Source organism: Brevundimonas sp. 2YAF1 (assembly GCF_052114745.1).
In the GTDB taxonomy this organism is placed as follows: domain Bacteria; phylum Pseudomonadota; class Alphaproteobacteria; order Caulobacterales; family Caulobacteraceae; genus Brevundimonas.
The window spans coordinates 485,901-507,162 of sequence record NZ_JBFRFI010000002.1 but is presented as its reverse complement, the minus strand read 5'-3'; the positions used below and the strand labels follow the sequence as shown (position 1 = coordinate 507,162).

General features: G+C 69.8%; 19 protein-coding genes. 9 read left to right on the top strand and 10 right to left on the bottom strand.

The window, feature by feature from the left end; all coding sequences use genetic code 11:
* Window positions 1-24: 24 nt before the first annotated feature.
* The 6 genes from addA to AB4Y68_RS05030 form a co-directional block, all read right to left on the bottom strand.
* The gene (gene addA, locus AB4Y68_RS05055) at window positions 25-3,459 is read right to left on the bottom strand and encodes a double-strand break repair helicase AddA (RefSeq protein ID WP_441454415.1); all 3,435 of its coding nucleotides are present in this window, start codon (window positions 3,457-3,459) and stop codon (window positions 25-27) included.
* On the bottom strand, window positions 3,456-6,533 hold the full coding sequence (gene addB / locus AB4Y68_RS05050) for a double-strand break repair protein AddB (RefSeq protein WP_441454414.1): 3,078 nt from the start codon (window positions 6,531-6,533) through the stop codon (window positions 3,456-3,458). The genes addA and addB overlap by 4 nt, the downstream gene beginning before the upstream one ends.
* Window positions 6,534-6,535: 2 nt before the next feature.
* Entirely contained in the window at window positions 6,536-7,249 is a 714-nt protein-coding gene (murU, locus tag AB4Y68_RS05045; protein ID WP_441454413.1) for an N-acetylmuramate alpha-1-phosphate uridylyltransferase MurU, read from the bottom strand.
* Window positions 7,250-7,439: 190 nt separating this feature from the next.
* Entirely contained in the window at window positions 7,440-8,528 is a 1,089-nt protein-coding gene (gene amgK, locus AB4Y68_RS05040; RefSeq protein ID WP_441454412.1) for an N-acetylmuramate/N-acetylglucosamine kinase AmgK, read from the bottom strand.
* Entirely contained in the window at window positions 8,521-9,024 is a 504-nt protein-coding gene (gene tsaE / locus AB4Y68_RS05035; protein WP_441454411.1) for a tRNA (adenosine(37)-N6)-threonylcarbamoyltransferase complex ATPase subunit type 1 TsaE, read from the bottom strand. Before tsaE ends, amgK begins: the two co-directional genes overlap by 8 nt.
* Complete coding sequence (locus AB4Y68_RS05030) at window positions 9,021-9,860, bottom strand: 1-acyl-sn-glycerol-3-phosphate acyltransferase (protein ID WP_441454410.1); 840 nt, start codon at window positions 9,858-9,860, stop codon at window positions 9,021-9,023. The genes tsaE and AB4Y68_RS05030 overlap by 4 nt, the downstream gene beginning before the upstream one ends.
* A gap of 136 nt (window positions 9,861-9,996) precedes the next feature.
* On the opposite strand from AB4Y68_RS05030, the gene AB4Y68_RS05025 reads away from it, so the two are divergent.
* The 3 genes from AB4Y68_RS05025 to AB4Y68_RS05015 all read left to right on the top strand — a co-directional run bounded on the left by AB4Y68_RS05025 (window position 9,997) and on the right by AB4Y68_RS05015 (window position 14,618).
* Window positions 9,997-12,102, top strand: a complete 2,106-nt coding sequence (locus AB4Y68_RS05025) for a prolyl oligopeptidase family serine peptidase (RefSeq protein WP_441454409.1) — start codon at window positions 9,997-9,999, stop codon at window positions 12,100-12,102.
* 120 nt (window positions 12,103-12,222) lie between these two features.
* Window positions 12,223-13,086: an alpha/beta hydrolase gene (locus tag AB4Y68_RS05020; protein WP_441454408.1), complete on the top strand. Its 864-nt coding sequence runs from the start codon at window positions 12,223-12,225 to the stop codon at window positions 13,084-13,086.
* An 86-nt stretch (window positions 13,087-13,172) separates the two neighbouring features.
* A complete protein-coding gene (locus AB4Y68_RS05015; protein ID WP_441454407.1) occupies window positions 13,173-14,618 on the top strand; it encodes an AMP nucleosidase in 1,446 nt (481 codons plus the stop codon).
* Window positions 14,619-14,696: 78 nt separating this feature from the next.
* Here the strand turns inward: AB4Y68_RS05015 and AB4Y68_RS05010 are convergent, their stop codons facing one another.
* Window positions 14,697-15,443 (bottom strand): SAM-dependent methyltransferase, encoded by a 747-nt coding sequence (locus AB4Y68_RS05010; protein ID WP_441454406.1) that lies wholly within the window; start codon window positions 15,441-15,443, stop codon window positions 14,697-14,699.
* Between the two features lie 101 nt (window positions 15,444-15,544).
* Between AB4Y68_RS05010 and AB4Y68_RS05005 the strand changes: the two genes are divergently transcribed.
* Genes AB4Y68_RS05005 through AB4Y68_RS04990 form a run of 4 tightly spaced genes read left to right on the top strand, consistent with a single transcriptional unit; the run spans window position 15,545 to window position 18,629 of the window.
* Complete coding sequence (locus tag AB4Y68_RS05005) at window positions 15,545-16,171, top strand: hypothetical protein (protein ID WP_441454405.1); 627 nt, start codon at window positions 15,545-15,547, stop codon at window positions 16,169-16,171.
* Window positions 16,172-16,173: 2 nt separating this feature from the next.
* Window positions 16,174-16,491: a winged helix-turn-helix domain-containing protein gene (locus tag AB4Y68_RS05000; RefSeq protein ID WP_441454404.1), complete on the top strand. Its 318-nt coding sequence runs from the start codon at window positions 16,174-16,176 to the stop codon at window positions 16,489-16,491.
* A gap of 42 nt (window positions 16,492-16,533) precedes the next feature.
* Window positions 16,534-17,310, top strand: a complete 777-nt coding sequence (locus AB4Y68_RS04995) for a tyrosine-protein phosphatase (RefSeq protein ID WP_441454403.1) — start codon at window positions 16,534-16,536, stop codon at window positions 17,308-17,310.
* Window positions 17,307-18,629, top strand: coding sequence for an anthranilate synthase component I family protein (locus AB4Y68_RS04990; RefSeq protein ID WP_441454402.1), 1,323 nt, complete (start codon window positions 17,307-17,309; stop codon window positions 18,627-18,629). Before AB4Y68_RS04995 ends, AB4Y68_RS04990 begins: the two co-directional genes overlap by 4 nt.
* Here AB4Y68_RS04990 and AB4Y68_RS04985 read toward each other — a convergent pair.
* From AB4Y68_RS04985 to AB4Y68_RS04975, 3 genes are read right to left on the bottom strand one after another with little or no spacing between them, the layout of a single operon-like run.
* Window positions 18,626-19,183, bottom strand: coding sequence for a TadE/TadG family type IV pilus assembly protein (locus AB4Y68_RS04985; RefSeq protein WP_441454401.1), 558 nt, complete (start codon window positions 19,181-19,183; stop codon window positions 18,626-18,628). The genes AB4Y68_RS04990 and AB4Y68_RS04985 overlap by 4 nt on opposite strands.
* Window positions 19,180-19,731, bottom strand: coding sequence for a TadE/TadG family type IV pilus assembly protein (locus AB4Y68_RS04980; RefSeq protein WP_441454400.1), 552 nt, complete (start codon window positions 19,729-19,731; stop codon window positions 19,180-19,182). Before AB4Y68_RS04980 ends, AB4Y68_RS04985 begins: the two co-directional genes overlap by 4 nt.
* Before the next feature lie 3 nt (window positions 19,732-19,734).
* A complete protein-coding gene (locus tag AB4Y68_RS04975; RefSeq protein ID WP_441454399.1) occupies window positions 19,735-20,148 on the bottom strand; it encodes a pilus assembly protein N-terminal domain-containing protein in 414 nt (137 codons plus the stop codon).
* 287 nt (window positions 20,149-20,435) lie between these two features.
* Here AB4Y68_RS04975 and AB4Y68_RS04970 point away from each other — a divergent pair, with 287 nt between their 5' ends.
* The gene (locus AB4Y68_RS04970; RefSeq protein ID WP_331033946.1) at window positions 20,436-20,606 is read left to right on the top strand and encodes a Flp family type IVb pilin; all 171 of its coding nucleotides are present in this window, start codon (window positions 20,436-20,438) and stop codon (window positions 20,604-20,606) included.
* A 124-nt stretch (window positions 20,607-20,730) separates the two neighbouring features.
* Window positions 20,731-21,243 carry an A24 family peptidase gene (locus AB4Y68_RS04965; protein ID WP_441454398.1) on the top strand — a complete coding sequence of 171 codons (513 nt, stop codon included), beginning with the start codon at window positions 20,731-20,733 and terminating at the stop codon, window positions 21,241-21,243.
* The last annotated feature ends 19 nt before the right edge of the window (window positions 21,244-21,262 follow it).

The window sequence follows — 21,262 nt, the reverse complement described above, 5'->3', positions numbered from 1 at the left end:
ATGTGGGTGCGATTCCCGCACAAATCAACGCGCATTTGAAAGAGCGTCGTCCATCAGGCCTTGCGGCACGGCCATCAGCTTGGGCCCGTCGGTCCAGACCAGGGCCGCCTCGACCGCGCGGTCGGGATAGAGCCGCTTCAGCACCGCTGTATAGACGGCCATCTGCAGCACATAGGCCGGGTCGGCGTCCTCGACCTGATCCGGGGCCGGACGGTTGGATTTGAAGTCGACCACCAGCACCCGTTCCGGCGTGACCACCAGCCGGTCGATCCGGCCCGAGATGGAGACGCCAGCGGGCAGGTCGGGCGAGGAGCCGGTCAGGGCCACCTCGGCGCGAGAGCCCTCGCCGAAGACGGGCGCGAACCGCGCATCGTCCAGCACGGCGAAGGCGGCGCCGATCATCTCGGCCCGCTGATCGTCGGACAGGTCGCGTTCGCGGGCCAGCATCCGGGCGGCGGCGTCGGGGCGGTCTCCGCTGGCGATATCGGGCAGGCGTTCCAGCAGACGGTGGATCAGGTCGCCGCGCCGGAAGCGGCCGAGACCGGCGCCGGGGCCTTCGCCGCGCGCCAGGGGCGAGGGCGCCGGGATGCGTTTCTGCTCCTGCATCTGGGACGGCGAGGCGAAGCGAGCGGCGGCGTCGCGGACGGGCGTCGTGCGGGTCCAGTCGGGGGCCTCGGGGCGATGCTCAGCAGCGGCGCTGACGGCGGGCAGGACGTCGAGATCGACGCCGTAGCGGCGGACATTGCTGTCCAGGGTGCGGACCTCGTCGCCGAGGCGGTTGAAGGTCTCCTCGATGACCGACCACCAGTCGCCCGGCTCGGGCGACCGCTTGGAGCCTCGGCCCATGACGATGACCCGGTCGCGGGCGCGGGTCAGGGCGACGTAGAGCAGGCGCAGGGATTCGTCGCCGACGCGAGCCTCGCGCGCGTCGCGGGCGGCTTTCGACGCGGCGCAGTCTTCCTTCGACGACCCCGGACACATCAGCCAGGCCTCGCCGTCGTCGGTGGCCACCGGCATCAGGGTCGGCCCCTGGGCCTTCGCCTTCATCGTGGTGTCGGGCAGGATGACGACGGGCGCCTCCAGCCCCTTGGCGCCGTGGACGGTCATGACGCGGACCTCGCCGCGCGGGCCTTCCAGTTCGCGCTTCACCTCGACATCGGCGGCCTCCAGCAGGGCGAGGCAGGTCTCCAGATCGACCCCGCCCCGGTTCTCGGCGGCCAGCACCTGATTCAGCGTCTCGTCGATGGCCTCCTCGGCCTCGCGGCCCAGCCGTGTCAGGACGCGGGCGCGGCCCGAAACGCCCGTGTCGTCCACTCGGTTGAGCAGGGTCGAGAAGAAGCCGAACGGGTCGTGGTCGCGCACCGCGCGGGCGGCCAGGCACAACTCCAGCGCCCGGCGCCATTCGGGGCGCTCCTCGGCCCGCTGCTTCAGTTCACGCCACAGACCCTGACGCTTCTCGCGCCCGGCCAGGTCATAGAGCGAGGCCTCGTCCACGTCGCAGAAGGGGCTGCGCAGCACCTCGGCCAGCGACAGGTCGTCGCCGGGGAAGAGCGCAAACCGGGCCAGGGCGATCAGGTCGTCAAAGACGATATGGCTGCTGAGTTTCAGTCGGTCGGCGCCGGCGACGGGCACGCCCGCCGTCTTCAGGGCGCGGATGATCTCCTCGAAGGTGGCGTCGCGGCGGCGCACCAGAATGAGGAAGTCGCCATAGCCGCTGGCGCGGGGCTGGCGGGTCGTGCGGTCATAGACGGTGGCGCCGGTCTCGACCTGACGTCTGATCTCCTGGGCCAGGGCGGCCGCCATGCGCTTCCTCGCGCCCGACACGCCTTCCTGATCGACCGGATCGTCCCAGGCGTCGCGCTCGGGCGGGGCCTCGTCCATGAACAGGGGCCAGAGGTCGACGCTGCCGCGCTGACCGACGCGGGCGGGCAGGTGACGGGGGATGTCGCCCGCTTCGCCCACCAGGGCGCGGGTGCGTTCGGGATCGGCGAAGGCGTGGTCGACGAAGGCTAGGACGTCCTCGGTCGAGCGGTAGGACTTCTCCAGATCGACGCCCTCGAAGGCGGCGCCGGAGGCGGTGACCAGGTTGTCATAGGCCTGAGACTCTTGGAGCAGCCGTTCCGGGCGGGCACCCTGGAAGGAGTAGATCGACTGCTTCTGATCGCCGACGGCGAAGACGGTGCGGTCGGTCTCTTCGCCCGAGAAGAACTCGCCGGTCAGGGCGCGCATGATCGCCCACTGTTCTGGCGCGGTGTCCTGGGCCTCGTCGATCAGGACGTGGTCGATGCCGCCGTCCAGCTTGTAAAGGACCCAGGCGGCGGTCGAGCGCGTGGTCAGCAGGTCGACCGTCTTGGCCACCAGATCGGAGAAGTCCAACGCCCCGCGCTCGGCCTTGGCCGCCTCGTAGAAGGCGGCGTGGGCCACGGCGAGGGTCAGCAGCCTGACGGTGTCGGCGGCGACCTTGGCCGCGCGCACCACGTCCAGCGTGGCCAGATACTTGTCCTGCAGATCGGTCAGCCAGCCGCCGGCGTCGGGCGGGGCCTGCTTGGTCGCCATCGACTTGCGCGGCGATCCCGTGCCGGTGAGGAAGACGACGCCGAGGCCGTGGAAGCTCCACTCGTGCTCGAGGGCGTGGATCAGTTCGGCGGCGCGGTCCTTGTCGGTCTTGCCGCCGGTCGCCATCAGCTCGGCCATGCGGCGGACCTCGCCCCGGTCCAGCCAGCGGATGAAGTCGGCCTCGATCTCGTCGGGCGTCTGGTCGGGATCGGCGCCGGTCAGGGCGTGCGGGCCGGGGGCTGAGCCGTCGCCGACGCGGGCGACATAGTCGGTCAGGTCGGCGCGTTTGGCCTCGATCATGGCCAGCAGGCTCTCGAACCGGCCCCAGTCCAGTTCGACGGCGAAATGGCTGTAGGCCTGACCCACCGGACCGTCCGGGTCCCTGAGCGCGGCGCGGGCCAGTTCCTCGCGCGCGGCGTGGCTGAGGGCGATGGCGGCCTCGTTCTCCAGCACGGTGAAGCGCGGCGAGACGCCGGCCTCGATGGGAAAGCGGCGCAGCAGCTTTTCGCAGAAGGCGTGGATGGTCTGGATCTTCAGCCCGCCCGGCGTCTCCAGCGCGCGGGCGAACAGGCGGCGCGCCTCGGACAGGCGGGCGGGGTTGAGGCCAGCGGGATCGCTGGCGTCCAGCTTGGCCAGTTCGGCGGACAGGGCGGCGTCGTCCATCACGGCCCACTTGCCCAGGGTCTCGAACAGGCGGGCCTGCATCTCGGCGGCGGCGGCCTTGGTGTAGGTCACGCACAGGATGGCCGAGGCCCCGGCCCCGCCCAGCAGCAGGCGCGCCACCCGGCTGACCAGGGTGGTGGTCTTGCCCGAGCCGGCGTTGGCGGTGACGAAGACCGACAGGGCCGGATCGGCGGCGCGGATCTGGGGATCGGGTCGCATCTGCGGAGTGGCGATGTTCATTCGCTGTCGCCTTCTTCGCCGCCGACGACGTGCCATTCCCAGACGCGGGCCAGATGGTCGTAGTTGCCGCCGTAATTGCCCATGAACTGGGGCGCGGCCCAGGAGACGTAGGGGGTGTCGGGATGGTCGAAGCGGGCCACTCGCTTCTTCAGTCCTTCGAGGGCCGCTTCGCCGAGGGCGGCGGCTTCGGGGCCGGAGGCGCGCACCGCGACTTCGCCCGCCTTCTTGCGCCCGACGACGCGGACATAGGTCAGTTCGTCCGCCGGCACCGGCCCGTTGGTGTCCTTGAAGCCGCCGTCGGCCAGGATGGCGGCGGTCAGGGTCAACTGGGGCGCAAAGCCCGCCTTGACCTGCTTGCCCGAAGGCACGCCCCCGGTCTTGAAGTCCATGATGGCGGCGCCGGTCGCGCCCACCTCGATGCGGTCGGCATAGGCCTTCATGGTGAAGGGGCCGGCGGGGGCGTCGAAGGTCATCGTCCCCTGTTGTTCGATCAGCAGGGTGACGCCGCGCGCCCGGCGCTCGGCCTCGAACCCGGCCAGCCAGCGAGCGCAGTTGCGCGCCAGCGGCGTCTCGCGCGCCATGGCGGCGTCTTCAAAGCCGTGGGCGGTCAGCTCCTCGATCAGCAACGCCTCGATCTGGGCCTCGCAGTCGTCGGGCAGGACATGGGGCCACATCAGGGTCATGCGCTCGATGGCCTTGTGCACCGCATTGCCGCGCGCCATCGCCTCGGCCGAGGCGCCGGGGCGGTCCATGATGTTCAGGCCCAGCACCCACTGGGCGTAGATGGCGTAGGGGTCGCGCACCCAGCGCTCGATGCGGGTGACATAGAGGCTGCGCGGACGGCGATCGACCGGCGGACGCGGCATGGGACGCGGGGCGAAACGGGCGGCGCCGGGCGGCGGGGCGTCCAGCGCGCGGGTCCAGTCGGCCAGACCTTCGGGCTTGGGAATGGCGACCGGCGTGGCCGGGGCGTCGGCGCCGCGCGTCAGCATTTCGAGCCGCCATAGCCAGCGCGAGCGCACGGCGGGCTGGCCGCCGCGTCGCTCGCAATGGATCAGAATGGCTTCGTCGGCGCAGGCGGCCTGGACGAAGTCCTGGGCCGTCTGGCCCAGACGCCGCTCGGGCGTGGGCAGGCCCAGGGTCTTACGCATGGGCCGCGACAGGAAGGGATCGACCGGGGCCGGCCGGGGCCAGACGCCTTCCTCCAGCCCGGCCAGGATCATGCGGTCGGCGCGGGTCAGGCGGGCCTCGATGGCGCCGAGAATGCGCAGGCGCGGATGGGTGGCGCCGCCCGTGCGGATCGTCTCCTCGCCCAGCAGACCGGCGGTCAGGGCGGCGAAGTCGGCGCGGCTGACCGCGCCCAGCGAGCCGCCGCCGTCGATCAGGGCGGACAGCAGCGAGGCGGCGGCCTCGCCGTCGGGGCCAGCCCAGGCGTTCTGACCGGCCAGGGCCTCGATCAGGGCGGTCAGGGCGCGGGCGGCGGCGTCGGGGGCGGCGGTCGGGGTGAAGGCAGACAGGGCCTCGGCGGCCAGCGTCTCCAGACGCGCGGCCAGGGCGCGGGCGCCGGACAGACGGGCGGCCTTCCATTCGGGCAGGGGCTGTCCGCCGCGACCCGGTTCGGCCGCCTTCAGCAGGCGCTTCTGCACCTCGGCCCAGTCGCGCGGACGGGGGCCGCGCAGGGCGTGTTCTTCCAGCGCCGAGGCGGCGTCCGACGGGCTGGCGCCGTCGAGGTCCAGCCGCGTCAGCGGATGCTTGATCAGGCCCAGCAGGGTCCGGGGCTTCAGCGGCGTCTCGATGAAGCGGGCGGCGAGGTCGACTAGAACCCCCGCGCTCATCCGCGACAGGGGGGCGCCGGTCGAGGCGTCGGGGATGATGCCCCAGCGCGCCAGTCGCGCCTCGACCCGTCGCGACAGGTCCAGATCGGGCGTGACGAGGGCGCAGGTCTCGCCGGGCCGTTCCAGCGTCTCGCGCATCAAGAGGGCGATGGCCGTGGCGGCTTCTTCCTCGGCGCGGACGGAGAGGGCGGACAGGCCTTTGAGGCCCTCGGCGATGGGGTCGGCGGCCTGGCCCGCCTCGGCGGCGTCGGCGCGCAGGCGGGCGATCTCGGCGCGCCAGTCGTCGGTGGCCTCGGCGGGGCGCAGGGCCTCGTTGATCAGGCGCTGGCGGGCCAGACCGCGCGCTTCCAGACGCGGTTCGACGGCGGGCCGGAACCAGGGGCGGACCTGATCGCGCGACACCTCGGCGCGCTTCAGCAGGGCCTTCAGCGCGGCCTGCGGATGCTGGTCATCGATGCGGTCCCAGACGCCGTCGGCCAGATCGAGGTCGAGACCAGGCAGGACGACCACGCCTTGCGGCGCCCGCGCCACGGCGGCCAGAACGTCGGCGGCGGCGGGGACGGTGCCGGTCGAACCGGCGGCGATCACCGGTTGCGACGGCGGGCGCGCGTCCCAGGCCTCGGCCAGACGGCGCAGCAGCGCAGCGCGACGCCAGGCGGAATCGACGAGGCCGAGGGCTTCCAGCCGCTTGGGCCAGGCCTCGACGGCGAGGCCGAGGAAGCGGGCGCTGTCCTGCCAGTGTTCGGCCAAGTCCTGTTCGGCCAGGCCGGCGATGCGCGACAGGTCGGAGACTTCTTCGAGTTGACAGGAATCGAGGAAGCCGCCGAGGGCGTCGGCCATCTCGAGCGCCCGCAGGGGCTTCAGTCCCGGCTCAAACTCTTCGACGATCATCCGCGCCATTTCGAAACGGCGGGTCAGGGGGGCGATGGCGGGGGGCAGGTCCAGACCCAGTTCGCCGGGGGCGAAGGGCGGCTCGTCCTCTTCCAGATCGCCGAGCGGGCGCACCTGGGGCAGCAGGACAGGGCGGTCGCCGGCCAACCGGCCCAGCGCCGAGGAGAAGGCGCGGGCGGCGCGGCGGTTGGGCAGCAGGATGGTGGCGTCGGTCAGGGTCTCGGGCGTCTGATCGCCCAGCCAGTCGAGCACCCCCGCCGCGAGGTCTTCGAGGAAGGGCCGCCAGGCGGGCACGGCGCGCCAGCGCGGCCCGGTTCCGGCGAACGGATCGAAGCGGCCCCCCGACATGGTCAGGCCTCTGCTTTCAGCCGGGCTTCGGCCTCGTCGCGCGCCTGCGGGTCGCCGACGTGCATCCAGTCGCCGTCCAGCACGCAGCCGAACAGGCGGCCCTCGGCGGCGGATTGCCGCCACAGGGGGCTGAGCGAAAAGGGACCGTCGGGGCCGGCGTCGGCGTAGCCGGGGCGGGTGATATGGACGCCCATGTAGGCGAAGGGGGCGCTGGCGGCCTCGCCCCGGAAGGTCAGTCGGCCGTCGTCGGCCAGGAAGAAGTCGCCGCCCCCCTCGAAGCCGATGGCGCCTTCGCGCCGGGACAGCAGCAGGGCGGCGTCCATGCGCTCGGGGTCCCACAGGCGGATCAGGTCGCGCAGAGCATCGCCCCGGTCGATCCAGACGCTGTCGATATTGGCCACGAAGACGGGCTCGTCGCCGAGCAGGGGGCGGGCCTTCTTCAGGCCGCCGCCGGTCTCCAGCAGTTCGGCGCGCTCGTCGGAGATGAGGATTTCGGGACGGGCGCGGGCCTTGAGATGGCTCTCCAGCCGGTCGGCGAACCAGTGGACGTTGACCACGGCGCGCTCAACGCCCGCCTCGGCCAGCCGGTCAAGGACATGGTCGATCAGGGCTTTGCCGCCGACCTCGACCAAGGCCTTGGGCCGGTCGTGGGTCAGGGGCCGCATCCGCGTGCCGAGCCCTGCGGCGAGGACCATGGCGGTGGTGGGATTGGTCATGCGGCGGCTCCCGAAACCCTTCTCCCCTCGGGGGAGAAGGTGTCATGCGCAGCATGACGGATGAGGGGGCGGGCGGCGACGGGCGCGCCGCTCGACGTCAAGGACGAGACCGGCGGAACGCGCCCCCTCATCCGAGCCGCTGCGCGGCCCACCTTCTCCCCCGAGGGGAGAAGGGAGCGGCAGGGAGAGGTCATCGCCGCACATCCTCCGGCACGTGGCGGTCCATCCAGACGGCGACGGGCTCGAGGCCGGGCGCCTTCAGGTTGGCGTTCAGGTGGGCCCACATGCGGGGCATGAAGGCGGCGTATTTCGGCTTGGCGTCGCGGGCGATCAGGCGGGCGAAGATGCCGAGAATGCGCGCCTCGTTCAGCGCCGCCAGACCGGCGTAGGCCGCCATGAAGGCTTCGCGGTCGGTCTCGGGCCGCAGGGCGAAGTAGTGGTCCAGAGCCAGGGCTTCCAACTCGGGCGAGACGTCGCGGCGGGCGTCCTGCAGCAGGGAGTGGAGGTCCCACGACGGATGGGCCTTCACCGCGTCCTGGAAGTCGATCAGGCCGACCGAGGCGGCGCCGGCCTGGCCGTCCAGACGGATCAGGTTCTCGGCGTGATAGTCGCGGTGGGCCATGACGGTCGCGCCCCCCTCGCCCGCCGCCGTGATCGGGGCCCAGACATCGCGCCATTCGGCGACGGCGGCGTTGTCGAAGGCCAGCGACGGCACCAGTTTCGGCAGCCAGTCGACGAACAGGTCGGCGCCGCCCTGAAGCGCCGTCTGGTCATAGGTCAGCAGGGGCCAGTCGCCGGCCAAGCCGGTCAGGACCTCGGGCGTCGGGGCGGCGTGGAGGACGGCCAGGGCCTCGACGGCGGCGCGGTAGAGCGGGGCCTCCTCGGCGCCCTCGTTGATGACGTTCGCGAACAGGGCGTCGCCGAAATCCTCGATCACGGCCAGGCCGTTCGGGGCGTCGACGGCGACGATCTCGGGGGCGGACAGGCCTAGGGACTTCAGGTGGGCGGCGACGGCGGCGAAGGCCTCGATGCGGCCGGCGGACAGGCGGGCGACGGCGTTCCAGCCGTGGGCGTGGCGCTGTTCCGGCGTCCACGACGGATCGCAGGGCGGGCTCTCGGCGGCGGGGGCCTGATCCATCAGCATCAGGGTGGCGCCGGAGGGCGTGGTCAGGCGCTCATAGCGGCGCGTCGAGGCGTCGCCGGGCAGGGGCGCGCGGGCGGCCTCGGCCAGACCAGCCGAGCGCAGGAAGTCGAGACGGAGAGCTTCGCGGTCAGACATGGAGTTCCTTCAGTTTCGCTTCCCACGCCCCTGCGCCAGATACGGTCGCAACTCTTCCAGCGAGACCCCTATCGCCGCCCTCGCGGAGGACGGCTGCTTGAGGGGAGGGTTCCGAAATCTCGATGACCAGCCGGTCCGGTCCCAGCATCCGGCCCGGGTCCTCGCCCAGGCGTTCGGGCCATTCGATTAGGGCGCAGCCTTCATCCAGCGCCTCGTCGAGGCCGATCTCGAAGGCCTCCTCGGGGCGGCTCAGGCGATAGAGGTCGAAATGGGCGATGGGCGGGTCGCTCTCATAGAATTGCACCAGAGTGAAGGTCGGCGACGGCACATCCTCGTCGGGCGAAGTCAGGGCGCGGATCAGGCCGCGCGCCAGGGTCGACTTGCCCATGCCCAGCGGGCCGTAGAGCAGGACGGATTCTCCGGGCGCCAGCAGGGGGGCGATGGCCTGACCCAGACGGGTTGTAGCGTCGGCGTCGTCGAGAATGAAGGTCGTCATGCGAACACCGCGTCGGGATCGGCGGCCAGGGTGCGCTCGACAAAGGCCTTCAGCGCCTCGGTGGCCTTGGCGGCGTCGATGTCGAGCGTCTCGGGCGCGATGGGCAGGCCGACGCTGAGGTCGAACGCGCGCCCCTGCTTGTTGAGCAGCTCGTGGAAGAGGGTGATGTCGCGCAGTTCCTGAGAGAAGCGGTCGAACAGGTGGAACAGGCGGCTGGTCGGCCCGGCGACGTGGATCGGGACGACGGGGGCTTCGTATTTGCGCGCCAGCGACGCCGCCGTCGCGGCCCATTCGGGATCGGTCAGCCGGCCCTGGGCGTCGACGCGGGCCAGTCGCCCGGCGGGGAACATGACGACGCAGCGTTCAGCCTCGAAGGCGGCCTTGGCCGCGAGCAGGGTGGCGCGGGTTTTCGCGCGGGTGCGTTTGGCCGTGACCCATTCGACCGGGATGACGCTCTCGGCCAGGCGCGGCGAGACGCGCAGGGCGTCGGCGTTGGCGAAATAGATGACGTCGTCGCGCACCGTGCGGATGGCGTCGTGCACGGCTAACCCGTCGGCGATCCCGGTCGGATGGTTGCACACCACCAGACAGCGCCCGGTCCGGGGCAGGCGGTCGAGGTTCAGCGTCGTCGTCTTCAGCGCCAGCAGGGTCGAGACATGGTCCAGCGCCGCCTGACCCGACAGCGGCCCTATGGCGTCGGCCATGGCGCGGGCCCGGTTATAGTCGAGCAGCCGATACAGCAGCGGCCGCACCATCGGCCAGGCGGCCGAACGGGTCAGGCGCGGCGCGCGCTCGGCGATCAGGACGTCGACGATATGAGGGGAAGAGGGACTCATGCCCCTGCTTGTCGCCGCTCCCGACGATGGCGGCAAGCGGTCGTGACCATCCTCGCGGATGCCGGGTTTGACGCGAGCGTCGCCGGTGCTACGCCTGCGGCCAAGAATTTCGCGAAGCCCGAGAGGATCATCGCCCATGCGCCACCTGCCCCATCTTCTGAGCGGCCTCAGCGCCGTCGCCCTGCTCACGGCCTCGGCCCTGCCGGCGCTGGCCGAGGCGCCCGTCGCCCCGGCGGCGGCTTCGATCCAGGCGTCGAAAGCCTTCACCTATCAGGACATGATCTCGGCCAACCGGCTGGGCGATCCTCAGGTCTCGCCGGACGGCGATTGGGTGGTCTATTCCCTGACCCAGACTGACGTGGCGGCCAACAAGCGCGCCAGCGCCCTCTACATCCTGAGCCTGAAAGGCGAGGGCCAGCCGCAGAAGTTGGCGATTTCCGAGGGCGGCGCCAACACCGCGCGCTGGGGCGCGGACGGCAAGCTCTACTTCCTGTCGGGCCGTTCGGGTTCGAGCCAGGTCTGGGTCTCGGCCGACAAGGGCGCGACGGCGACCCAGGTCACCAGCCTGCCGACCGACGTCAACGCCTATCGCGTCAACAATGCGGGCGATGCGGTGGCCGTGTCGCTGGCCGTCTATCCCGAAGCGCCCGACCTGAACGCCTCGGTCGAGCGCGCCAAGGCCGCCGCCGAGGTCAAGTCGACCGGTCAGGTCTATGACCGCATGTTCGTGCGTCACTGGGATACGTGGAGCGACCACACCCAGAACCACCTGTTCGTTCAGGCCATCGGCGCGGACGGCAAGGCGGGCGGCGCTCCGGTCTGGGTGACCAAGGGCTTCGACGGCGACACCCCCTCCAAGCCGTTCGGCGACGAGAGCGAGTTCGTCTTTGCCCCCGACGGCCGGTCGCTGGTCTTCTCCGCGCGCAAGGCCGGGAACAGCGAACCGTGGAGCACGAACTTCGACCTCTACAGCGTCGCCGTCTCGGCGCCGGGTCAACTGACCAATCTGACCGAGGCCAACCCCGCCTGGGACACCGGCCCGGTCTTCTCGCCGGACGGCAAGACCCTGGCCTATCGCGCCATGGCCCGCCCGGGCTTCGAGGCGGACAAGTATTCGATCTTCCTGCGCGACACAGCCACCGGCCAGACGCGCCAGATCGCGGCCAACTGGGACCGTTCGGCCGATGCCCTGCAATGGTCGAAGGACGGCAAGACCCTCTACACCACGGCCGGCGACGTCGGTCAGACCCGCCTGTTCGCCATCGACACGCGCAACGGCGTGGTGGTTCCGATCACGGGCGAGGGCCACGTCGGCGCCTTCGCCCAGACGCCGTCGGGCTTCGTCTACGCGCAGGACACCCTGACCTCGCCCGCCGACCTCTTCTTCAAGACCTATCGCGGTCGCGAGATGCCGCGTCGCCTGACCAACGTGAACCCGCAGCTGGCGTCCAAGGCCTTCGGCGCGGCCGAGCAGTTCAGCTTCCCCGGCTGGAACAATGAGACGGTCCATGGCTACGTCATCAAGCCGGCCGACTATGTCGAAGGTCAGAAATATCCCGTCGCCTTCCTGATCCATGGCGGGCCGCAGGGGTCGTTCGGCAACTCCTGGTCCTACCGCTGGAACCCCGAGACCTATGCCGGCGCGGGCTATGCGGTGGTGATGATCGATTTCCACGGCTCGACCGGCTACGGCCAGGAATTCACCGACGCGATCAGCCAGCACTGGGGCGACCGCCCGCTGGAAGATCTGCAGAAGGGCTGGGCTGCAGCCCAGGCCAAGTACGGCTTCCTTGACGGTCAGAACGCCTGTGCGCTCGGCGCGTCGTACGGCGGCTACATGATCAACTGGATCGCCGGCAACTGGTCCGACGCGTTCAAATGCCTGGTCAACCACGACGGCGTCTTCGACACCTTCGGCATGGGCTATTCGAGCGAGGAGCTGTGGTTCACCGAGTGGGAGTACGGCGGCACGCCTTGGGAGAACCCGGAGGGCTATCAGAAGTTCAACCCGGCCAACCATGTCCAGAACTGGAAGACGCCGATGCTGGTGGTTCAGGGCGACCTCGACTACCGCATCCCGACGGCCCAGGGCCTGTCGACCTTCACCGCCCTGCAGCGGCGCGGGATCGAGAGCCGTCTGGTCTTCTTCCCCAACGAGAACCACTGGGTGCTGAAGCCCGCCAATAGCCTGCAATGGCACAATGAGGTGTTCGGCTGGCTGGACAAGCATCTGGCCAAGTAGGGCCAAGGGCGAAACGAACGAGGGGCGCGGCCAGCCAAGGCCGCGCCCCTTTTTCATGCGTGGTTGGCGCGGGATGAAGCTTCGCCTTGATCCAGGACGGGGGCTGGGGCGTAGTGGGGCATGACCCGAAGAGGCCTGTTCGCTCCCCTGATCGGCGCTGTCGCCGCCGCCTGTTCGCCATTGTCGGCGCTGAATGCGCTGGGACCGCGCGACCGGGGTGCGGGAAAGATCGCCTCGGGCGTTCGCTACGGCGAGGATCCACGCCAGACGATGGACATCTATGCGCCGGCGGGGGCCGCCATAGGAGGGATGAGCCCGCCGACGGTGGTCTTCTTCTACGGCGGAGGCTGGGATGCGGGGTCGAAGGCCGTCTATGGCTGGGCGGCCCAGGCGCTGGCGGCCCGCGGCTTCGTGGTCTTCCTGCCCGACTACCGGGTCGTGCCGCAGGTCCATTTCCCCGCCTTCATCGAGGATGCGGCGGCGGCGACCGCGCGCGCCGGCGATCTGGCGGCGCAGTATGGCGGGGACGCCGGGCGGCTGGGCGTGCTGGGCCATTCGGCGGGGGCGCATCTGGCCATGATGATCGCGCTGGACCGGCGCTACATGGCCGCCGTCGAGCGCCCCGACCTGATCCGGGCGGCGGCGGGGCTGGCGGGGCCTTATGACTTCCTGCCGTTCGACGTGCCCGCCTCGAAGGCCGCCTTTGGCCGGGCGTCCGATCCGACCCTGACCCAGCCCGTGACGTTTGTTCGCGCCGACGCTCCGCCGCTGTGGCTGGGGCATGGGGCGGCCGACACGGTGGTTCATGCCGAGGACACGACCATCCTGAACGACCGGATGAGGGCCGTCGGCGGCAGGGCGGAAGCCAAGCTCTATCCCGGGCTCGACCACGCCGACCTGATCGCGACCTTCTCGCCGTTGTTCAGGAAAAAGGCGCCGGTGCTGGACGACGTGGCGGCCTTCTTCCGTCGCGAACTGGGCTGAGGACGTCCGCCGCGCTTGCGGTCAACAGTCGTGTCCTCGTGTTTCGCCCGTCTCGCCAAGGTCACGCTTTTCCGCTAGAGGAAGTCATGACAGACAAGATGACCCCCCAGGCGGCGCTGGACCGCCTCGAAACCCTCTACAATCAATCCGTCGCCAATCTGCGCAGCGCAGTGAAGCGTTTTATCGAGACCGGCGAGCGCGCCGATCCCGAAGCCAGGGCCGCCGGCCTGTTCGCCTATCCCCGACTGACCGTCAGCTGGTTCGGCGACCGTCCGCAGGATCTGGCGACGCGCGCCTTCGCCCGCCTGTCGCGCACCGGCGTCTATACGACCACCATCACCCGTCCCGACCTGTTCCGGCCCTATCTGCTGGAGCAGCTGAGCCTGCTGGTCGCCGAATACGGCGCGACCCTGACGGTCGAGCCGTCGGATCAGGAGATTCCCTTCCCCTATGTGCTGGACGGTTCGGGCGTGGCGCTGGACGGCACCATGACGGCCTCCATCGCCCGCTGGTTCCCGACCACGGATCTGGCCCATATCGGCGACGAGATCTCGGACGGCCTGTTCGAGCCGGGCGAGGACTTCCCCCTGGCCCAGTTCGACGGCCTGCGCACCGACTTCTCGCTGGCGCGGCTGCGTCACTACACAGGCACGCCGGTCGAGGACGTTCAGAGCTACGTCCTGTTCACCAACTATCACCGCTACGTCGACGAGTTCGTGCGCTGGGCCTGCGCCCAACTGGCCGACCCGAACAGCGCCTATGAGACCCTGTCCTGCGCCGGCGGCGTGGTCATCACCCGCGACACGCCCAATCCGGAGGTCGCCATCATGGACGCGGCCTGGCGCCGACATCAAATGCCCGCCTACCACCTGACGGCGCCGGGCGGGACGGGCATCACCCTGGTCAACATCGGGGTGGGGCCGTCGAACGCCAAGACCATCTGTGACCACCTGGCCGTCACCCGGCCGCACGCCTGGATGATGATCGGCCACTGCGGCGGCCTGCGCGCCAGCCAGACTATCGGCGACTATGTCCTGGCTCATGCCTATCTGCGCGACGACCATGTGCTGGACGCCGTCCTGCCGTCGGACATTCCGATCCCGAACATCGCCGAGGTGCAACGCGCCCTCTACGACGCCACCAAACAGGTGTCCGGCGCGCCGGGCGAAGAGGTCAAGAAGCGGCTGCGCACCGGCACCGTCGTCACCACCGACGACCGCAACTGGGAGTTGCGCTATTCCAAGTCGGCCCTGCGCTTCAACCAGAGCCGGGCCGTGGCCATCGACATGGAATCGGCCACGATCGCGGCCCAGGGCTACCGCTTCCGCGTGCCCTACGGGACGCTGCTGTGTGTCTCGGACAAGCCGCTGCACGGCGAGATCAAACTGCCGGGCCAGGCCAATCGCTTCTACGAAGGCTCGATTTCGGAACACCTGCAGATCGGCATCCAGGCGGTCGACCTGCTGCGGGCCGAGGGCGCCAAGCTGCACTCGCGCAAGCTGCGCGCCTTCGACGAGCCGCCTTTCCGGTAAGCAGGCCTACCGCGCTTCGCGCTACTTGAGGCCGGTCTGAGCGCGGTTCTCCCTCCCCTTCATGGGGAGGGAAAGGCGTCAGCCCTTCCGGAACAGGTAGAGACCGAAGCCCAGATGCGGCGCGCCGAAGTCGAACATCAGCTTTACCCGTGCCGCGGTCGCCGAGACCGAGGGGGCGTCCGGGTGGTCCGGATGAGCGTCCAGCCAGTCGGCGATCGCCCTTTCCATCGCCGTGCGATAGGTCGCCCATTCGGTTTCGTCGCTGATCTCTGCCGAGACGACCTCCAGCCCCGCCGCGCGGGCGGCGGCTTGCAGGGCGTCGTGGCTGACGTAGTAGCCGCCGGTCTCGACCAGCTGGCGCAGGGGCGCGGGCGGTTCGTCCTTCCAGAACAGGTCGCCCCACAGCAGCGCGCCGCCCGTCGTCAGATGCTCGGTCAGGGCCGCGAAGACGGCGGCGGGCTCGCGCAGGCCCTTGCCCGCCGGTTCCGTCGAGCCGATGGCGACGATCAGGTCGAGAGCGGGGAGGGCGGCCAGGGCCTGGGCCGAGGTTTCGCGCCGCACCCGGATCCGGTCCGACAGGCCTGCGGCCTGGATGCGCGCCTCTGCCCCCTCGGCCATGACCGGGTCCAGTTCGACCGCCGTCACGCGCGCGTCGAAGGCGCGGGCGAGACGGATGGACACCTCGCCATAGGCGCAGCCGACGTCCATGACGGTGGCGTCCGGCGCAAGGCCGGCGCGCCGCACGGTCGCCTCCAGTCGGTCCATAGACAGGGCGTTGCAGACGGCCAGCGGTTGATAGGCGATGTGATGAAAGGCGACGCGCATGGCCAAGGCCTAGAATGGGTCGCGCGGCCTGTCTCAGAAAAAGAACTTTACAACATAAAGTTCTTGGCTCACTGTCCCATCAACAGGCAGGGAGAGACGCCATGACCCGCGACCAAGTGCAGTCCGTCCACGACGACATCGCCTATATGAAGGCCCTGGCCCAGGAGGGGCGGCAGGCCCCGTTGCTGGGCGGGTCGATCCTGATTTCCGCCGGCCTGATCTTCGGTCTGGCCTCGATCTTCGCCTACGGCATCGACAGCGGGATCATCGCTGTCGCGCCTGTCGCCTATGCGATCCTGTGGGGCGGGGCCATGCTGGCCTTCTTCGCCGTGCTAATGTGGCAGATTCGCAGGTCCTGCTATAAGCCCGGAGCGAAATCGGCGGCCAATCGCGCCGCCAGCGCTGGATGGATGGGGGTCGGTCTGGGGGTCTTCGTCATGTCGCTGTCGATGGCGGTGATCGGCTGGAAGACACACAGCGCGATCCCGTCGCTGATCTTCCCCTCGCTGATCTTCGCCCTCTACGGTTCGGGCTGGGCGGTGTCGGCGACCATGAGCGACCAGAAATGGCAGTGGAAGCTGGCCATCGCCTGCTGGATCGCGGCGCCCCTGATCGCCTTCCTGAGCGGCAGTCCGTTGATGTGGCTGGCCTATGCGGCGGGACTGTTCCTGTTCGCCCTGCTGCCCGGCGTCCTGCTGGTGCGTCAGGAACCGTCGGAGGTGATCTGACCATGGCCCCTTCGGATACGGTGGACGCTTTCGACATCGGCCGCATCGACGAGGTCATCCACGGCCGGGTGCGCCTGGGGATCATGGCCTATCTGTCGGGCGTCGGGACCGCCGATTTCAACGAACTGAAGACCCGGCTGCAGACGACGGACGGCAATCTGTCCGTCCATCTGAGAAAACTGGAGGAGGCGGGCTTCGTCGAAGTCTCCAAGAGCTTTCAGGGCCGCAAGCCCCTGACGCGGGCGACCATGACCGAGGCGGGGCGCGACGCCTTCGTCGCCTATCTGGACGCCATGTCCGGTCTGGTCGGCGCCCGTTAGCGCCGTTAGCGTCTGGACCTGAATAGGCTAAGGAAGGCGGTCATGAACGACCGCCTTCTGCCGTTTCAGGCCCTCGATAATTTCCGCGACTATGGCGACTACGCTGTCGGTGAGGGCCGCGTGGCGCGGGGGCGGCTCTATCGCTCGGCGCATCAGGCGCGGGCGACCGAGGCCGACCTGGAGCGGCTGGCGGCGCTGAACATCGCCACGGTGGTCGATCTGCGCCGCCCTAGCGAACGGCGCGACCAGCCCTCGCGGCGACCGGCGAACTGGGTCGGTCAGGTGATCGAGAGCGACCACGACGACGGCGGCGAGGCCCCCCACGTCACCTTCCTGAAGACCGCCGACCTGACCGAGATCTCGGGCCGCGCCTTTATGGCCGACACCTATCGCCGCCTGCCGTTCGAGCCGGCCCACCTCGACCTGTTCCGCCGCTATTTCCGCGCCCTGGCCGAGGGCGAGGGGGCGGTTCTGATCCACTGCGCGGCGGGCAAGGATCGCACCGGTCTGCTGGCGGCCCTGACCCACAGCCTGCTGGGTGTATCGCGCGACGACCTGATCGCCGACTATCTGCTGACCAATATCGCCGTCGATCTGGAGGGGCGGGCCGAGGGCATTGCGAAGAAGCTGACCGAGATGACCGGTCGTCCGGCCTCGCGCGGGGCCGTCGTCGCCTTCCTCGGCGTCGAGGCCGACTATCTGGACGGCGCTTTCGGCGCGATCACGCAGGCGCAGGGGTCGATCGCGGCCTATCTGGAGCAGACCTTGGGCGTGGACGCCGCCCTGGCCGAGCGCATCCGGGCGCGGCTGACGGCATGAGCCTGCCGGTCGTCCACGTCGAACGCCTGGCGTGGCGCGAGCCGCTGGCCGTGGCGGCGGGACTGAACCGACGCGAGGGGGCGCTGGCGCTGCTGGCCGGAGCGGGCGATGCGACCGCGCACGGCGGGCGCTGGTCCTTCGTCGCCTGCGAGCCGGATCGAGTTCAGATAGGGCCGGTGGAGGACGCGGCGCTCTTCGACGCCCTGCGCGACCCGGCGTTCGCAGGGGGCGGCGTGGTCGGCCTGATGAGCTATGACGCCGGGGCGCGACCGGCGACGGGGCGACGGGCCGAGATCTGGCCCGACCTGATGCTGGCCCGCTATCCGGCCCTGCTGGCCTTCGATCATGCGGCGCGAGAGGTTCGGGCCGTCGGCCGGGGCGCGGACGCCGCCGGGGCCGAGGCGCAGGTGCGGCGCGCGGCGGCCTGGCTGGCGGCGGCGGTCGCGCCGTCGGTCCCCTCAGCGCCCGCCGCCGCCTTCGACGGCGAGGCGCCGCCTGACGTCTATGAAACCGCCGTGGCCGAGGTGACGACGCGGATCGCGGCGGGCGAACTGTTCCAGGCCAATATCGCGCGCGCCTGGAGCGGGCGGCTGTCGGCCGGGCGCGATCCGTTCGAGGTCTTCCTGCGGCTGTCGGTCGAGCGGGGCGCGGCCTACGGCGCCTTCTGGCGGTTGGGCGAGCGGGCGCTGGTGTCCAACTCGCCGGAGCTGTTCCTGACCTTTGATCCTGCGTCGGGCCGGATCGAGACGCGGCCGATCAAGGGGACGCGGCCGCGCCTCCCGGACCCGGCGCGCGACGCCGAATTGGCCGCAGACCTGGTCGCCAGCGCCAAGGACCGGGCCGAGAACCTGATGATCGTCGATTTGATGCGCAACGATCTGGCGCGGGCGGCGGCGCCCGGCTCGGTGCGGGTCGAGCGGTTGTTCGACGTCGAGAGCCACCCGACGGTGCATCATCTGGTCTCGACGGTGACGGCGACGGCGGCGCCGGGCGTCCATGCGGCCGAGGTGCTGGAGGCGACCTTCCCGCCGGGCTCGATCACCGGCGCGCCCAAGCATCAGGCCATGAAGGTGATCGCGCGCCATGAGCCGCCGCGCGGGCCGTGGTGCGGTTCCCTGTTCGGCCTGGGGTTGGCGGGGGGCGGCGAACTGACGGCCTCGGTGCTGATCCGCACGGCGTCGTTCGAGCAGGACGGGGCGGCCTGGCGCTGGCGGGCCCTGGCGGGGGCGGGCATCGTCGCCGACAGCGACCCCCGGGCCGAACGCGAGGAGACCGACGCCAAGATCCGGGCGCTGAAGGAGGCCCTGGCCGGCCTCTAGCAGTTGGAGCAGGCGACCTTGTCCACCGTCCGCGGCCGTAGATAGTAGCTGCGGCGGAAGTCGATCGGCGTCTTGATGACCTTGGCGAAGGGGGAGGTGTATTTGAACACGGTCTCGCCCAGGATCAGGCTTTCGCCCTTTTCGATCAGGCCGGGCGGCAGGTCGCTGACGACCGAGTTCTTGACCCGGGCGGTCAGGGCCTTGTTGTTGCCCCGGCTCCAGTCGACGCGGGCTGCGCCGTTGGCGTCGATGGTGACGCTGGAGACGCGGATCGACAGAGGCGAGGACGGAAACGGCCGCATGATCATGTCGCCGATGGCGAAGATGCTGGTCAGGTCCTGGGTCGTGGTCGCGTCCGATTGGGCCACCAGGTCGGCGACGATCGAGGCGGTGTGGCTGGCGCGGCGGTTGGCCATATAGCCCTGGCAGCACTCCACCAGACCGAAATAGATCAGCAGCATCAGCGGCGCGATCAGGGCGAACTCGATCGCCGATACGCCGCGCCGGTCGCGCCAGAACCGCTGGATCGCGCTGCGGACGAGGCGGCGGCTCATTGATAGGGCTCGTTGCGGAAGGCCAGGGAAGTGGTCAGCAGCACCTTGTGGTCGGTGGTGTGCGACAGGGCCTGGGCGATGAAGGGGGTGACGATCGGCTGTTCGTACCAGATCCGCACCAGGACGCGATCACCCGGGCCGCCGGGCTGATAGGTGAGCTTGCTCTGGTCGAACACCCCCGAGGCCAGCGGATCGGGCGCGACCGGATTGCTGAAGTTGTCGACCACGCGCACGTCGATGAATGCGCGCGACGGACAGTCGGCGGCGAAGACGCTCATGCGTTCGCACAGCTTCTGTCTGATCTCCGCAGGTTTCAGGGCCTGCTGCTGGGCCTGGCCGGTCCGCACCAGACGTCCGGTGTCGGAGACCGCCGTTTCGACCACGGCGTCGAGCAGAAGCAGCATCCCCACTTCCAGAATGCCGAAGACCAGGATGAAGAAGGGCAGGGCGACCATGGCGAACTCGACCGCCGTGGACCCTTCGCGGGCGCGTTTTCGCCGCCGCAGCAGCGACGGCCGGTCAGGACGGCGAGGAAGCGGCCCGATCATCGATCAGGGCGCCGGTGCGGCCCGCACGCTGGGCGAGCAACTGGTTCCGCAGGCCATGTCCGTGGCCTGGGCCCCGCGCCAGACGCGGACCGCGCCGGCCGAACCGGCGCTGACCACGACCTGGCTCTGGAACAGGGGGCGGCCGATGGCGTCGACGGCGACGATTTCGGTCACCCCATAGCCCTTGCCGGTGATGAACAGGGTGTTGGCGTCGACCACGGTGACGTCGGCGATCCTGGGGTTGGCCACGATGACCGACCCGGCCGGCGCCCTCAACTGCACGCGGGTGGCGTGGTCGATCTCGACGTTCAGCGGGCGCGACTGGCCTTGCGACTGGGCTTGTACGGCGACGGCGGCGCAGAGCGCGACCAGGGCGGAGGCGCAGCCGACGGCGGGCCTCTTGAAGGTCCTGGGCATGGGCGGCGGCTCCGAATGAATGAATGGGCGCGCGCGAGCGAGCGTTAGGCGTGAAACCTCGCGCTGAAAGATCAAGAAATCCTGAAGGGACGCTGAAATCGCCGCTATTGGGATAAATCTATAGTAAACAGCTCAGTAACCATCAAAAAAGCGAAGCAGCTCTCGTCATTTTACTCGCCCTTAATGATCCTGGTCGCATTGTCGCCATGCAAACGGGGGTCAAGCGGGCAAAACCGGTGACCCTGGTGATGGAACTGTTGCTCGCTTAGAACAGAAGGAAGATATTCATGCGTAACTTCATCAAGAACTTCGCCAACGACGAATCCGGCGCCACGGCCATTGAATACGGCCTGATCGCGGCTCTGATCGCCGTCGCTATCGTCGCCGTCCTGACCACCCTCGGCCCGAAACTGGCCGGCGTGTTCACCAAGGTGGAAACCTCGCTGCCGGCCGCCTAAGGCCAGACACCAAGGTTTAAAGGTCAAGGTCGGAACGGAAACGTTCCGGCCTTTTCTCTTGTCTGGACGTCGTCGAGAAGTCGCGGAAACCCGGCCTTAAAGGTTGCCGCCGCAGGGTGATGCCATGACCGAGCTTTCTCTTGTCCTGCTGAGCATCCTGCCCGTGCTGGTGATCGTGGCGGGACTGCACGATCTGACCACGATGAAGATTCCGAACTGGATCTCGGGTCTGCTGATCCTCGGCTTCTTGCCGGCGGCCTTGGCCACGGGTCTGCCGTTGACGGACATGGCGAAGGCGCTCGGGGTCGGCGTGGCGGCGCTGTTCGTCGGCATGGGGATGTTCGCGTTGCGCTGGATCGGCGGCGGGGACGCCAAGCTGATGGCGGCGGCCAGCCTGTGGCTGGGCCTTGCCGGGATCGCGCCCTTCCTGCTGTTCACGGCCCTGGCCGGCGGCGGCCTCTGCCTGCTGCTGATGTCGGCTCGCGCCCAGTTTCAGGTCTTCGCCTTGAACGCGCCCGGATGGGTCGCGCGGCTGATGCAGCCCAAGGGCGATATTCCTTATGGCGTGGCCATCGCCATCGGCGCCCTGCTGGCCTATCCGTCGAGCCCTCTGGTCCAGGCCTTCGTCGGCGCCTGACGCCCGCTCCGGCTTAGGG

Excerpts from the sequence above, each read along its gene's own strand:
- AB4Y68_RS04980 (WP_441454400.1), bottom strand. The coding sequence starts at position 19,731 with ATGATCGGGCCGCTTCCTCGCCGTCCTGACCGGCCGTCGCTGCTGCGG.
- AB4Y68_RS05000 (WP_441454404.1), top strand. The coding sequence starts at position 16,174 with ATGGCCCCTTCGGATACGGTGGACGCTTTCGACATCGGCCGCATCGAC.
- AB4Y68_RS04995 (WP_441454403.1), top strand. The coding sequence starts at position 16,534 with ATGAACGACCGCCTTCTGCCGTTTCAGGCCCTCGATAATTTCCGCGAC.
- AB4Y68_RS05005 (WP_441454405.1), top strand. The coding sequence starts at position 15,545 with ATGACCCGCGACCAAGTGCAGTCCGTCCACGACGACATCGCCTATATG.
- AB4Y68_RS05010 (WP_441454406.1), bottom strand. The coding sequence starts at position 15,443 with ATGCGCGTCGCCTTTCATCACATCGCCTATCAACCGCTGGCCGTCTGC.
- addB (WP_441454414.1), bottom strand. The coding sequence starts at position 6,533 with ATGTCGGGGGGCCGCTTCGATCCGTTCGCCGGAACCGGGCCGCGCTGG.
- AB4Y68_RS04985 (WP_441454401.1), bottom strand. The coding sequence starts at position 19,183 with ATGAGCCGCCGCCTCGTCCGCAGCGCGATCCAGCGGTTCTGGCGCGAC.
- AB4Y68_RS05015 (WP_441454407.1), top strand. The coding sequence starts at position 13,173 with ATGACAGACAAGATGACCCCCCAGGCGGCGCTGGACCGCCTCGAAACC.
- tsaE (WP_441454411.1), bottom strand. The coding sequence starts at position 9,024 with ATGACGACCTTCATTCTCGACGACGCCGACGCTACAACCCGTCTGGGT.
- AB4Y68_RS04970 (WP_331033946.1), top strand. The coding sequence starts at position 20,436 with ATGCGTAACTTCATCAAGAACTTCGCCAACGACGAATCCGGCGCCACG.
- AB4Y68_RS04965 (WP_441454398.1), top strand. The coding sequence starts at position 20,731 with ATGACCGAGCTTTCTCTTGTCCTGCTGAGCATCCTGCCCGTGCTGGTG.
- amgK (WP_441454412.1), bottom strand. The coding sequence starts at position 8,528 with ATGTCTGACCGCGAAGCTCTCCGTCTCGACTTCCTGCGCTCGGCTGGT.
- AB4Y68_RS05020 (WP_441454408.1), top strand. The coding sequence starts at position 12,223 with ATGACCCGAAGAGGCCTGTTCGCTCCCCTGATCGGCGCTGTCGCCGCC.
- AB4Y68_RS04975 (WP_441454399.1), bottom strand. The coding sequence starts at position 20,148 with ATGCCCAGGACCTTCAAGAGGCCCGCCGTCGGCTGCGCCTCCGCCCTG.
- addA (WP_441454415.1), bottom strand. The coding sequence starts at position 3,459 with ATGAACATCGCCACTCCGCAGATGCGACCCGATCCCCAGATCCGCGCC.
- AB4Y68_RS04990 (WP_441454402.1), top strand. The coding sequence starts at position 17,307 with ATGAGCCTGCCGGTCGTCCACGTCGAACGCCTGGCGTGGCGCGAGCCG.
- AB4Y68_RS05025 (WP_441454409.1), top strand. The coding sequence starts at position 9,997 with ATGCGCCACCTGCCCCATCTTCTGAGCGGCCTCAGCGCCGTCGCCCTG.
- murU (WP_441454413.1), bottom strand. The coding sequence starts at position 7,249 with ATGACCAATCCCACCACCGCCATGGTCCTCGCCGCAGGGCTCGGCACG.
- AB4Y68_RS05030 (WP_441454410.1), bottom strand. The coding sequence starts at position 9,860 with ATGAGTCCCTCTTCCCCTCATATCGTCGACGTCCTGATCGCCGAGCGC.